This is a genomic window from Paraburkholderia madseniana, from assembly GCF_009690905.1.
In the GTDB taxonomy this organism is placed as follows: domain Bacteria; phylum Pseudomonadota; class Gammaproteobacteria; order Burkholderiales; family Burkholderiaceae; genus Paraburkholderia; species Paraburkholderia madseniana.
This window is the reverse complement of sequence record NZ_VOSW01000013.1, coordinates 98,249-110,940: the sequence shown is the minus strand read 5'-3', so window position 1 is coordinate 110,940 and position 12,692 is coordinate 98,249. Positions and strand designations below refer to the sequence as shown.

13 protein-coding genes are annotated in these 12,692 nt (G+C 62.4%); 9 read left to right on the top strand and 4 right to left on the bottom strand.

Translation table 11 applies throughout. The annotated features are described in order from the left end of the window. The first annotated feature begins 4 nt into the window (after positions 1-4). Positions 5-940 (top strand): LysR family transcriptional regulator, encoded by a 936-nt coding sequence (locus FSO04_RS09440; protein ID WP_154559416.1) that lies wholly within the window; start codon positions 5-7, stop codon positions 938-940. A gap of 101 nt (positions 941-1,041) precedes the next feature. Here FSO04_RS09440 and FSO04_RS09435 read toward each other — a convergent pair whose 3' ends face one another. After that, a complete protein-coding gene (locus tag FSO04_RS09435) occupies positions 1,042-1,425 on the bottom strand; it encodes a hypothetical protein (protein WP_154559415.1) in 384 nt (127 codons plus the stop codon). A 272-nt stretch (positions 1,426-1,697) separates the two neighbouring features. Here FSO04_RS09435 and FSO04_RS09430 point away from each other — a divergent pair, with 272 nt between their 5' ends. Beyond that, positions 1,698-2,366, top strand: coding sequence for an RraA family protein (locus tag FSO04_RS09430; protein ID WP_154559414.1), 669 nt, complete (start codon positions 1,698-1,700; stop codon positions 2,364-2,366). 150 nt (positions 2,367-2,516) lie between these two features. On the opposite strand, the gene FSO04_RS09425 is transcribed toward FSO04_RS09430, so the two are convergent. From FSO04_RS09425 to FSO04_RS09415, 3 genes are all read right to left on the bottom strand, one after another. Next, on the bottom strand, positions 2,517-3,551 hold the full coding sequence (locus FSO04_RS09425; protein WP_154559413.1) for an L-idonate 5-dehydrogenase: 1,035 nt from the start codon (positions 3,549-3,551) through the stop codon (positions 2,517-2,519). A 249-nt stretch (positions 3,552-3,800) separates the two neighbouring features. Then, positions 3,801-4,916: a porin gene (locus tag FSO04_RS09420; RefSeq protein ID WP_233464787.1), complete on the bottom strand. Its 1,116-nt coding sequence runs from the start codon at positions 4,914-4,916 to the stop codon at positions 3,801-3,803. A gap of 123 nt (positions 4,917-5,039) precedes the next feature. After that, the gene (locus FSO04_RS09415) at positions 5,040-6,248 is read right to left on the bottom strand and encodes an aspartate transaminase (protein ID WP_168435625.1); all 1,209 of its coding nucleotides are present in this window, start codon (positions 6,246-6,248) and stop codon (positions 5,040-5,042) included. 274 nt (positions 6,249-6,522) lie between these two features. Here FSO04_RS09415 and nac point away from each other — a divergent pair, with 274 nt between their 5' ends. The 7 genes from nac to FSO04_RS09380 all read left to right on the top strand — a co-directional run bounded on the left by nac (position 6,523) and on the right by FSO04_RS09380 (position 12,619). Beyond that, positions 6,523-7,458, top strand: a complete 936-nt coding sequence (gene nac, locus FSO04_RS09410; RefSeq protein ID WP_073430279.1) for a nitrogen assimilation transcriptional regulator NAC — start codon at positions 6,523-6,525, stop codon at positions 7,456-7,458. 224 nt (positions 7,459-7,682) lie between these two features. After that, entirely contained in the window at positions 7,683-8,180 is a 498-nt protein-coding gene (gene accB, locus FSO04_RS09405; RefSeq protein WP_154559412.1) for an acetyl-CoA carboxylase biotin carboxyl carrier protein, read from the top strand. A 6-nt stretch (positions 8,181-8,186) separates the two neighbouring features. Further along, complete coding sequence (gene accC, locus FSO04_RS09400) at positions 8,187-9,539, top strand: acetyl-CoA carboxylase biotin carboxylase subunit (protein WP_154559411.1); 1,353 nt, start codon at positions 8,187-8,189, stop codon at positions 9,537-9,539. Positions 9,540-9,622: 83 nt separating this feature from the next. Further along, positions 9,623-10,294, top strand: a complete 672-nt coding sequence (gene pxpB, locus FSO04_RS09395; protein WP_233464789.1) for a 5-oxoprolinase subunit PxpB — start codon at positions 9,623-9,625, stop codon at positions 10,292-10,294. Then, on the top strand, positions 10,291-11,298 hold the full coding sequence (locus tag FSO04_RS09390) for a 5-oxoprolinase subunit C family protein (RefSeq protein ID WP_154559409.1): 1,008 nt from the start codon (positions 10,291-10,293) through the stop codon (positions 11,296-11,298). The genes pxpB and FSO04_RS09390 overlap by 4 nt, the downstream gene beginning before the upstream one ends. A gap of 3 nt (positions 11,299-11,301) precedes the next feature. Next, positions 11,302-11,766 carry an acetyl-CoA carboxylase biotin carboxyl carrier protein gene (locus FSO04_RS09385; protein WP_154559408.1) on the top strand — a complete coding sequence of 155 codons (465 nt, stop codon included), beginning with the start codon at positions 11,302-11,304 and terminating at the stop codon, positions 11,764-11,766. An 85-nt stretch (positions 11,767-11,851) separates the two neighbouring features. Further along, a complete protein-coding gene (locus FSO04_RS09380) occupies positions 11,852-12,619 on the top strand; it encodes a LamB/YcsF family protein (protein WP_168435624.1) in 768 nt (255 codons plus the stop codon). The last annotated feature ends 73 nt before the right edge of the window (positions 12,620-12,692 follow it).

The window sequence follows — 12,692 nt, the reverse complement described above, 5'->3', positions numbered from 1 at the left end:
GGCCATGAACGAAGTACGCGCGATCACGATATTCGTCCGGGCCGCGGCGCTGGGAAGCCTGCGCAAGGCCGCCGTGGATCAGGGCATCTCGCCGCAGGCCGCGAGCCACGCGGTCATGCAACTGGAAAAGGAGCTGGGGGTTCGGCTTTTCCACCGAACCACACGCAAGTTGAGTTTGACCGAGGAGGGGCAGGGGCTTCTGGACAACGTGAGACCTGCGTTGGCGATACTGTCGTCGGCACTCGACGACGCGCGGCGATCGAAAGAGGCGATTGCGGGCCCGTTGCGGGTGAGTGCACCAAGTGCATTCTGGCGCACCGTGCTATGGCCATATTTCCTGGAATTCGCCGAATTGCACCCGAATGTGCAACTGGACGTGCAGTTCGACGATCACTTCACCGACCTCGTCAGCGATCGCGCCGATGTTGGCTTTCGCGGTGGTTCGCCGCCGTCGGGCGGCACGATCGCGAGACGGCTGTTGCCGATCCAACTGATTGTCTGTGCCTCGCCTGCCTATCTCGAGCGTTATGGCGCGCCGCGGACCATCGACGAGCTCGACGGGCACCGTTGCACCGGCTATCGACGGGCGAATACCGGCAAGCAGGCTCCGTGGGAATTTCTGATCGGTGACGAGATCGCCTATCGCGACGTCGCAGCTAGCTTATGCGTCAATGACACGGACGCGGAGACCCAAGCCGTGCTGGCGGGACTCGCAATCGGTCAACTCGGCAGCTTTTCGGCGACCCTGCCCATCAAACGTGGCGAACTTGTTCCGCTGCTCGTCAGGCATGTCACGCAGCGTGAGGCCATCTACGTCTACTATCGCCATCGAACCGAGCAACCGCTGCGCGTGAGGACGTTCATCGACTTTATGGTCGAGCGCCTCGCGGGGAACAGGGATTTCTATCTCGAGCCGTCTGAGCTTCGTGCTGCGCGTTGAACGTGCCGGGTTCAGATAAGCCTCTGAACGGGGATAACGTACTGCAGCGTTAGCGAGTTAGCTTGCGGACGTCATGTGATGAGGCGGCCGGCAGCGATGCTTTATGTCTTCGGCAACGTGGATTTGCCGCTCCGTTTGCGCGGCTTCGGTTCGACACCTACGCGCGGGTCGCGTGCGAGCACGAGCGCCGTCATGGTTTCGACGGTGGTTTCAAAAGCCGGATCGTCTTGCGGCACATAAAGCCATTTTCCAAGCACCGGATGCGGCCGCAAAGCGGGTACTTCTTCAATGAGCGCGGCGTGGCGTTCGTGCGAGGTGCACACCAGCAAGCCATTCCACGGCTTGTCGCGATCGGCGGCAATCAGACATAGCAGGCCGTCGATATAGGCGGCATCGCTGCCGAACATCCGTTTGCGAATATAGGTGGCGTCGCGCTCGAATGCGTCGAAGATCCAGACGAGCGAGTTGCGGATGGAAGAGGGCATCGGTGTGAAATCCCAGGGGCAATGAGCGATGTTAACCAATGTCTGCTTTCGCTGCCTATGACTGATCGTCGAGAGTCGACCTCGGCGTATCTGAGCGCCGCCTCCTCCGGCAATTGCGTTTCATAAGCGTTTCCTATCGTGCAAGAACGAACCCGTCTTGGCGCGATTTGCGGGGGCGATATACCGTTATATCCGTGTTGCAGCGGTGTCGTGCCTACTCGTTCCTGATCTGCATGAGCCGCTCCCCTTACATCCGGAAGCGAAGATCGACCATGTACAAAGCCATCAGGAAGAACCCGTCGGCGGCTCAGGCTGCCGAAACGATCCTTAGCGCGTTGCGCGACATCCCCGTCTCTGCGCTCAGCGACAACATGCATCGCAACATCGGCAGTGTGGGCCTGCACCCGTATCAGCGGCCCGGCAAGAAGACGATGGCCGGTACCGCGGTCACGGTGCGCTCGCGTGGCGGGGATAACCTGACTTACCTGCGCGCCCTGGAGTTTTGCCGTCCAGGGGACGTACTGGTCGTGGATGCTGGTGGTGATCTCAACAACGCCGTGGTCGGCGGCATTCTGTCGTTCTACGCGGCCCACATCGGCGTTGTTGGTTTGGTGGTAGATGGTGCGATCCGTGACGTCGCGGAAATCCGCGATCGGGATTTTCCGGTTTACGCCCGTGGGGTCACGCATCGGGGGCCGTATAAAGACGGTCCGGGTGAAATCAATGTGCCGGTGTCGGTCGGCGGCATGGTGGTCAATCCGGGGGATATCGTGGTCGGCGATCAGGATGGCTTGCTCGCCATTCCGCAAGGCGATGCCGAACACGTCATCGAAAAAGCGCTGGCCGTTCTGGAAGCAGAGGCTGAGACGATGCGAGCGATGAAGGACGGCCGCTGGAACCGCGCGTTTATCGATGCGCTCGAAGCACGATGCAATAACTGAGCACCGTGTGGGGAGAAGGAAAAAGCCGACGTCTACATCGCGACGTCGGCTTTTTTTATCGCCCTTTCATTGCCCATTCGCGTGATGGGTGGACGCATGACGACGAGAATGCGGCTTGCCGCGTCATCGTCGCCACACGTGCGGGATCAATTAATCGAAGCTCACCAGCACCTTCATCGATTTTGAACGGTCGCCCGCTGTCTGGAACGCCTTGACCGAATCCTGATACGGGAAAATGCCCGAGATCAGGGGCTTCACGTCGATCAATCCCTTGTTCAGCAGTTCGACGGCAATGGCGAATTCTTCGTGGAAGCGGAACGCGCCGCGCAGATCGAATTCCTTGGCGACGATCACATTGATCGGCAACGAGATGTCGCCGCCGAGGCCGACCTGGACGATCACGCCGCGCGGTTTGAGCACGTCGAATGCCCCGCGCAATGCCGCTGCGTTGCCGCTCGCCTCGAACAGAACGTCGAAACTGCCCTTGTCGACGGCGAACGGCTGGAGCGCGTCAGGCGTCTCCGCGATGTTGAACGCGAGGTCGGCGCCGACCTTTTTCGCGCTGTCGAGCGGAAGCGCATTCACGTCGGTTGTCACGATCATCGCTGCACCGGCCCTGCGCGCGGCCGCCGCGATCAACGCGCCGATCGGCCCACATCCTGTGACGAGCACCCGCTTACCGAGCAACGGACCCGCGCGCCGAACGGCGTGAAGGGCAACCGAAAGCGGTTCGGCCATCGCGGCTTCCGCATCGCTCAACGAGTCCGCCACGACGTGCGCCTGTGAACGGTCGATCACGATCTCCTGCCGGAATGCGCCCTGCACGTGCGGCGTGCGCATCGCGCTTCCGTAGTAACGCATATCCAGGCAGTGGTTCTGCAGCCCTTGCTGACAGTATTGGCACAGGCCACACGGCCGGCTCGGGCTGATGGAGATCCGCGTACCGACCGGCATATCCGTCACACCAGGTCCCACACGCGAGACGGCGCCCGAGACTTCATGGCCGAGCACCATGGGCTCCTTGATGCGAATCGTGCCGAAACCGCCATGGTTGAAGTAGTGAAGATCCGAACCGCAGATACCGCCGGCCCGAACCCGTACGAGCAACTGGTTGGCTTCCGGTTCAGGCGTGGGAACGTCCTCGATGCGCAGATCGAGTGGGGCGTGAATGACAAGTGCATGCATGGTGAGGGCCTATAACGGTGAATGCGGGATCAGCACGCTATACGGTAGCGCCTCAAGGCCCAGTCGACAAAGATCAAAGTTGTCTGGGCCGATAGTCGACGCTTATGGATGCTCATTCGAGCGCCTTGGTCATGTTCTCGATGACATTGTTGACGATCGGGACAAGACTTCGCGTCCCGATGTCGTTCGGCTTTCGGTGAGGTCTGCCGGCGTCGGGCGACACCGAACAGACGTGCCACACCGCAAACCTTAGAACTTGTGACGCAGACCGATCGTCGCTTCGAACAGCGAGTTGAAGCCATAGAACGGCTGGTTCGAGCCGGAGGCGGCGGCGAGGGTCGTCCATGCGCCGGTGAGGTGGTTGTAGTCCACGCCGACATAGACGTCGGTGCGCTTGCTGAGGAAATAGTCGAACGTCGGACCGGTCGTGATGCGCGTGCCGCTCTGACCTGCGTGATGGACGAAGTCGATGTAGAACGGCAGATCGAGCACGAGTCCCGGCGTGATGAAGTACTGGACCGCGGTGGAGAAGGAGTCGTTGCGATAGTCGGCCGGATAGACGTGGCTGTAGATATACGAGCCGAACACCTTCGCCGCGCCGAACTTATACGTTGCGCCCGCGGTGAAGATCTTTTGCGAGCTGTCCGGGATCGTCACGCCGAAGTACGTGCTGCCATAGGTGCTGGTCGCAGGCGTCAGGCCGCCGATGTCGTTGACGATCTGATAGGCCGCGCCAACGCTCAAGGGGCCGTGGTCGTAAGAAAGGCTGACGGCCGGCGACGAGTTCTGGTGAGTATTTCCCGCTACCCCGCCAAACGTATACGAGCCCTTGAGGGTGAAACCCGCAAGCGTCGGCGAGGTATATCGCACGGAATTGTCCAGACGGCCGCCGCCAGTCAGACCGGCACCTTGAAAGCCGACCGTGCCGGTGTAATTGGCGAACGCATAGATATCGTGCGTCCAGCCCATTTCATGCACCAGCGTGTATTGCCGGCCCATCGTCAACGTGCCGTAGTCGGTACTGCGCAGCCCCACCATCGCGGTGCGGCCGAACAGGCGGGCCGCGCCGGACGGCGTGGATTGCTGCGTCACACCGGTATTCGGTGTAAAGCCGCCTTCGAGTTGGAAAATGGCGGCTAATCCGCCGCCGAGATCCTCGGTTCCCTGCAGACCCCAGCGGCTACCCTGAATCTCGCCGCCGCTACCCATCGTGAAAAGCTTCCCGCCGGATTTGTTCTGGTGGGTGTCGTAGCGCACCGCTTCGTCGATGATGCCGTACAGGGTGACGCTCGACTGCGCGTGCGCGATCCCAGAAACTGCTGCCAGTCCTAATCCAGTTAGTATGCCTAATGTATGTTTTTTCACGAGTAGATCCCCTTGCAGATTGACGAAAAATGGAAAATTCCAAACCGACTGCCACGTCCTCGCGGCGCGGCATGTCTTTTTTTCAAAGCGACGACGCGACGTATTCACGTCGTCGCCGTACTCTCAGTTCAGTGCGGCGACCGCGGCGGCAATCTTCCTGCAGCCTTCATCGATGATGTCGATGCTTGTCGCGATCGACATCCGGAAGAAGGGTGAAACGCCATAGGCCGATCCGGCAACTAGCGCGACGCCGGCATGCTCGAGCAGATACAGAACGGCATCCACGTCGCCTTCGATGCGTTTGCCCTGCGGCGTGGTGCGGCCGATCATGCCGCCGCAATTGACATACAGATAGAAGGCGCCGCCCGGCGTTTTGCAACTGATGCCGGGAATCGCGTTAAGGGCTTCGAGTGCGTGGTCGCGGCGTTCCTTGTAGGTCCGCACCGATTGCTGCACGAATGTCTGGTCGCCCGTCAGCGCTGCGAGCGCCGCGGCCTGGCTGATCGAACTGGCGTTACTGGTGGATTGGGACTGGAGCGTGTCCATGGCCGCGATCAGGTCGGCGGGACCGGCGGCGTAGCCGATGCGCCAGCCGGTCATCGCGTAGGTCTTGGACACACCGTTGACGACCAGGGTGCGTGAGCTGAGTTCGGGTTCAATCGACAAGAGGTGCTGTGATGCTTCGCCTTCGAACCGGATGTGTTCGTAGATGTCGTCCATCATCACCAGCACCTGCGGGTGACGCAACAGCACATCCGCCAATGCGCGCAGTTCTGCGGCGCTATACGTTGCGCCCGTGGGATTGGTCGGCGAATTGATGATCAGCCAGCGCGTACGGGGCGTAATCGCCGCTTCGAGGGCGGCGGGCGTGAGCTTGAAACTGTCTTCCTCGGTGCAGGGCACGACGACCGGCACGCCGTCGCAGGCGAGCACCATGTCCGGATAGGACACCCAGTAAGGGGCGGGAATCAGAACTTCATCGCCTGCTTCAACGGTGATGGCGAGCGCGTTGAAGATCGCGTGTTTGGCGCCGCACGTCACGATGATGTGTTTGGGATCGTACGAGAGACCGTTCTCGCGTTGCAGCTTTGCGGCGATGGCGGCGCGCAGCGCCGGCGTGCCCGCGGTTTGCGTATAGCGCGTTTCGCCGCGCTCCATCGCATCGAAGGCGGCCTGGCGAATGTGCGCGGGCGTGTCGAAATCGGGTTCGCCGACCACGAGGTTGACGATGATTTTCCCCTGCCGCCGCAGTTCCGCGGCCCGGTCCGCCGCGGCGCTGCTCGGCGAAGGTTTGATTCGTTGGACGCGGGCGGCAATTCGCGATGCACTCACACTTGACTCCTCAACGGCATTTGATGAGGCTTCACCTTAAGCGCGCGAAAAAGTTCAAGCCAAGACGTCTTTCCGCTGGCGCAATAACATCCACTTATGACAGGACGGTACGCGTGCACGTCCGGCATTTACCGATCGGGGTTCATGCGGGAATACGCTGACAGGCCACGCTTTTAGCGTTGCAGGAGCGGGAGCGAGGTTTTTTAAGCACTGTGCGCGGGGCGGCGCTTGCCCTATCATTGTTGCCATCACTTAACGTTGAGACGCGACTACCGTGAACCTGCGGCGTTTGAAGTACTTCGTGAAGATCGTCGATATCGGCAGCCTGACGCAGGCCGCCGAAGTGCTTCATATCGCCCAGCCGGCGCTGAGCCAGCAGTTGATCACACTCGAAGACGAGTTCCAGCAACAACTGCTCGTACGCACCAAGCGGGGCGTCACGGCCACTGAGGCGGGCGCCACGCTGTATCGCCACGCCCAGTTGATACTGCGCCAGTACGAACAGGCTCAGGCCGACGTGAAGAGCGCCGGTCAGACGCTGTCAGGCCAGGTTTCGGTCGGGCTCGCGCCCGGCACCGGCGCGTCGGCGCTGTCGCTGCCGTTGCTGCGGACCGTGCGCGCCCGCCATCCGGACATCCTGCTCTATATCAACGAGAATTTCGGCACGACGCTCAGCGAACTGATCATGAACGGGCGTATGGACATGGCCGTGCTGTATGGCGACAAGCCCGTCCACGGCCTGTCGTTCCAGCTTCTGATGAACGAGGAACTGTTCCTCGTGGCGCCGCGCAGCATGGGGATCACGCAGGAGCAGATCGCCGTGACGGAGTTGCGCGACGTGCCTTTGCTGCTGCCGCGTCCGTACAACTATCTGCGCAAGTACGTCGACGAGGGTTTCGCGCGCGTGCAGATGATCCCCAAGGTCGTGGCTGAAATCGAATCCGCGTCGACGTTGTCGGCCGCGGTGAGCGCGGGGATCGGTGCGACCATCCTGCCCGATTCCACCGCACGGGTCGTAGCCGCGGCGGGCGACGTCGTGCAATGCCGGATCGTTTCACCCGTCATCAAGATTCCGCTTTCGGTCTGTCTGTCCGACCATTTGCCGCTTTCCGAGCCCGCCGCGGCCGTCAAGGACATCCTGCTGGAACTGGCCGGCGACCTTGCGCTCGACGTGCGCTTCGAGTCCGGCGCCGATAGCGCCGATACATAAGCGCGCCTTATCGCTACAAAGCCAAACCGTCTTGGCGCATTTTTTATGCGCCGGATACATTGAGTCCATCGTCGATCGCCCCGGTTCGCAGTGAGCCGGCGCGACGAGGCTAGCCGTCACGCGGGCGGGGCAACCAGAGATTGAATCGGGTTGCCGTACAGCCCCAGCGGTGCTTCGCGCACGCCAATCGACCGGCGCGCGTCCAACCGGCTACGGACTCAAAGATGGATCTCCAGAAGATTAAGGCGCTTATCGACCTGTTGGCGGACTCTCCGCTGGCCAAGCTCGAAGTCATCGAGGGCGAGGAACGGGTCAAGCTAGTGAAGGCGAAACGGCGCGGCAAGCGGGCTGAGGCGCCTTCGGGCGATGAACGTGTAGCCGTGACGTCCACCCCGGGCACCCAAGGGAGCCAAGGGGCTCAATCACCGCTCGCGGCGCCTGCGCAATCCGTCGACACCCCTCAGGCAGCCCCCGCAACCACCAGTGAGCCGCAACTCGTTCGTGCGCCCATGTTCGGTGTCGTTCATCTGACGCCGGCGCCCGGCGAGGCGCCCTTCGTGAATCCCGGCGACACGATCAAGGAAGGACAGGTGCTCTGCACGATCGAGGCAATGAAGATGTTCAACGCGATCGAGTCCGAACTCAGCGGCGCCGTTCTGGAGATTCTTGTAGCTCCGGGCAGCGAAGTGGAATCCGGGCAGCCGCTGTTCCGGATCGGCTGATCGACCATGTTCAACAAAGTACTGATTGCCAACCGCGGCGAGATCGCGCTTCGAATCCAGCGCGCCTGCCGTGAACTCGGTCTGAAAACCGTCGCCGTCCATTCCGAGGCAGACGCCGATGCGCGGTATGTCCGGCTCGCCGATGAAGCGCTGTGCATCGGTCCTGCCGCACCGGGGCAGAGTTATCTGAACCGGGCCGCGATCCTGTTCGCGGCGCACGTGAGCGGCGCACAGGCGATTCATCCCGGCTACGGCTTCCTGTCGGAAAACGCGGATTTTGCGGCGCAGGTCGAGGCTGCCGGCATGGCCTTCATCGGCCCCGAGCCCGACTCCATTCGAACGATGGGCGACAAGGTCGCCGCCAAACGGGCCATGCGCGCGGCCGGCGTGCCCTGTGTTCCTGGCCCGGACGGCGGTCTGCCGGACGACCCCACGGAGATCCTGCGGGTCGCGCAGGAGATCGGCTATCCGGTGATCGTCAAGGCGGCGGGCGGCGGCGGCGGGCGAGGCATGCGCGTCGTGCCGGGCCCCGAGCAATTGCTTGAGGCGGTGTCGGTGACGCGCGAAGAAGCACGCCGCGCCTTCGGCAAGCCCGAGCTCTATGTCGAGAAGTTTCTCGAGCATCCGCGTCACGTCGAAATTCAGGTCCTGTGCGATACGCACGGCAATGCCCTGTGGCTCGGTTCGCGCGACTGTTCGCTGCAACGGCGTCATCAGAAGGTACTGGAAGAGGCGCCCGCACCCGGCATCGACCCGGAATTGATCCGGCAAGTGGGCGAGCGCTGCGTCGAGGCCTGCCGGCAGACGAATTACCGCGGCGCGGGCACCTTCGAATTCCTGTTCGAGAACGGCCAGTTCTACTTCATCGAAATGAATACGCGGCTGCAGGTCGAACATCCCGTGACGGAAATGACGTCGGGCATCGACATCGTGCGGGAACAGATAAGGATCGCCCAGGGACACGCGTTGACGATTCGTCAGTCGGACATTCGCACGCTTGGCCATTCGCTGGAATGCCGGATCAACGCCGAGGACCCGTTCACCTTCGCCCCGTGTCCGGGGAAGATTTCCGTTTGGGAACTGCCGGGTGGCAACGGCGTGCGTGTGGACTCGCATATGAGTGGCGGCGCGGTCGTGCCGCCTTATTACGACTCGCTGATCGCCAAGGTGATCACCCACGGAGCAACCCGTGAAGAGGCGCTGGCGCGCATGCGCATCGCGCTCTCGGAGATGCGCATCGAAGGCATTCGCACCAACGTGCCATTGCATCAGGCCATGCTCGAGGACGAAGGGTTCGGTGAGGGCGGCGTCGATATTCATCATCTGGAGCGTTGGCTCGCAAAGAGGAAACAGACATGACGCTGACTGTTGAGCATGCGTCGATTGCGCACGGGGACGTAGTCGAACGGCTGCGTCCGGATTCACAGAGGACTGTCCTTGCAATGAAACAGGATGAATCGGAGCAGGCGCTTTGCATCAGCATGCTGGGTACGACGGCCATGCTGTTCGAAGCGCCCGGCGCGCTCGATCTGCATGCGCAGCGCCGCATCTGGACACTCGCCCGCGAGGTCGAATCATGGCCTGGCGTGCGTGAAGCGGTACCCGGCGTGACCAATCTGATGCTGACGTTTTCCACGCCGCCCGCCGATCCGGACTCGCTCGGCGCCGCGTTGCGCGACGCGTGGGCCGCGGCGGGCGAGTTGCAGATCGAAGGGAGGGTGGTGGACTTGCCGGTGGAATACGGCGGCGAGTTCGGGCCGCATCTGCAGGACGTGGTGAATCACACCGGCTTGTCTATCGACGAGGTCGTGCAATTGCACTGCGCGCCGCTCTACACGGTCTATGCGCTCGGCAGCCATCCCGGGTACTGCTATCTGGGCGGCATGGACCCGCGTATCGCCACGCCACGGCGCAAGGTGCCGGTGCTGGGTTTGCCTGGCGGTGCGGTGTCGATCGGCGGAGTGCAGACCGGAGTCTCCGCATCGACGGGACCGAGCGGCTGGAACACGATCGGTCATACATCGATGTCGTTCTTCGACCCCACGCGCGATAACCCGGCCACACTCGCACCCGGCGACATGATCCGCTTTCGCGTCGAAAGGATTGTTCCATGATCGAGATCTTGTCTTCGTCCGCGCTCGCGACGGTGCAGGACCAGGGGCGTGAAGGCTATCTGCGTTACGGCGTGGGAACGGCCGGCGCGATGGACCGGTTGGCGCTCGCGGTCGGCAATCTGTTGCTCGGCAATCCGGACGACGCGGCCGGCATCGAAATTCCGATGTTTCCGTTCCGCATCCGCTTCCTTGAAGATCTTTCGTTCGCCATCACCGGTGCCGATTGTTCGGCGCGCTTAGGCGACCGGCCGGTGCTGCCGTGGTGGACCGTGCATGCGAAACAGGGCGACGTGCTGACGATCGGCGTGCCGACCAGCGGCACGCGCTGCTACCTGTCGCTCGCGGGTGGCGTGGACGTACCGGTGGTGCTTGGTTCCCGCAGTACGCAATTGCGCGGCCAGTTCGGCGGCTACAACGGTCGTCAGTTGCAGAAGGGTGATGTGGTGAAGGCAGTGGGTCTCGCCGAGCGCGTCGTGCCGCAAGATGCTGTGCTCGCCGCAGGATTCGGCACGGTGCCGCCGGAGTACTCGTTGCCGGCGCCGCTGTCCCTGCCCGCAGCCGAGGCAGGCGAAACCGTGGTGCGCGTGCTGCCCGCCGCGGAATACGACTGCTACGAGCCGGAATCGCTCGAAGCGTTCTGGCGCGACGGGTGGAAAGTGACGCCGCAGAGCGATCGCTACGGATATCGCCTCGCTGGTCCGACCCTGGTCGCGACGCATTCGATCGAAAAGCGTTCGCACGGCATCGTGCCGGGCGTGATCCAGGTGCCGCATAGCGGCCAGCCGATCATTCAGTTGCGGGATGCGCAACCGTCGGGTGGCTATCCGAAGATCGGCACCGTGATCGAAGCCGATTTGTGGCGGCTCGCGCAGGCGCGCATTGGTACGAAGATTCGCTTTGTTCAGACGACGTACGCGGAAGCCGTTACGGCGCTGGAAGAACTGGACAGTTATCTCGTCAGGGTGCGCAATCTCGTTGCACTGTTTTGCCCTTCCCGACACTGACACATGACACAAAAAATCGAAGTGGATATCGGCGAGCTTCGGCAGATCACGTCGTGGCTCGCGGCAGTCGATATCGAGTTCATCGAAATCAGCAAGCCCGGGGCGACGGTTCGGTTGACGATGGAGCAGGCGCCTTGCTCTGCTGGTGCGGATGCGCCGGCGCAGGCGGTTTCGGCTGTGGTTCCTGGCGGACTCGCGCGCGCAGCGGACACTGCGCAGACGCAGGCCGTCAGCATCACCGCGAAGTCGGCCGGCATCTTTCTGTCGACGCATCCGGCGCGCTCAACGCCTTTGGTCAGCGCGGGCGATCACGTCAAACCGGGCGACATTGTCGGCTTGCTGCAGATCGCGCAATTGTGCGTGCCCGTGGTCGCGTCGGCGGACGGCATGGTCATGCGCTTGTGCGTCTCGCATGGCACAACGGTCGGTTACGGAACGCCCTTGCTCGAACTCTCGCCGTCGGCGTAGACGCATATCGATAGATAGACACTGAGTCGGTGTGGTCCGCTGCGGATAGCCCGGCACAGACCGCTTAAAGAATGGAGAGTGGATAGTGGAAATCGACCTGAACGCGGACCTGGGCGAAGGCTTTGGACCCTATCGAATGGGCGAAGACGAAGCGATGCTCGATATCGTTTCGTCCGCCAACGTCGCATGCGGCTATCACGCGGGCGACCCCGTCATCATGGACAAGACGGTGCGGATGGCTCTCGCGCGCCAGATCGACGTCGGCGCGCATGTCGGCTTTCCCGACATGATGGGCTTCGGCCGGCGGCAGATTCAGGCGGACCCGCTTGAACTGGCGAATTACGTGGTGTATCAGATGGGCGCGCTTGCGGGCATCGCGAAGCGGGCCGGGCATCGCGTCACGCACATGAGCTTTCACGGCGCGCTGGGCAACATGGCTGCGGCATCGTATGAACTGGCCGAGCCGCTGGTGCGGGCGCTCGCCGAGTTTGATCGCGATCTGATCATCAGCGTTTCGACGAACACCGAAATCGAACGGGCCGCCGATCACATCGGGATGCGCACGGCCAACACGTTTCTCGCCGACCGTGCCTACGACGATCAGGGCGCGCTCGTGTCGCGCAAGCTGGAAGGCGCGGTCATCAAGGACCGCGCGGCTGTCCTCGCACGCGTCAAGGAGTTGCTCGAAGACGGCACGATCACGACGATCACGGGCAACAAGCTCAAGATCGCGGTCCAATCGATCCTGCTGCACGGCGATACGCCTGGTGCCGTCGAACTCGCGCGCACGGTGCGCGGCGTGATCGAATCGGCGGGTGGCCGGGTCGTGCCGGTGTCGAAGCTCGTACGCTAGGCGCGCGCCGGCCGACCTGCATCGATCAACCTGCATTGATCAACCATAAGCCAGTCTTATCGCCACAAAGCCA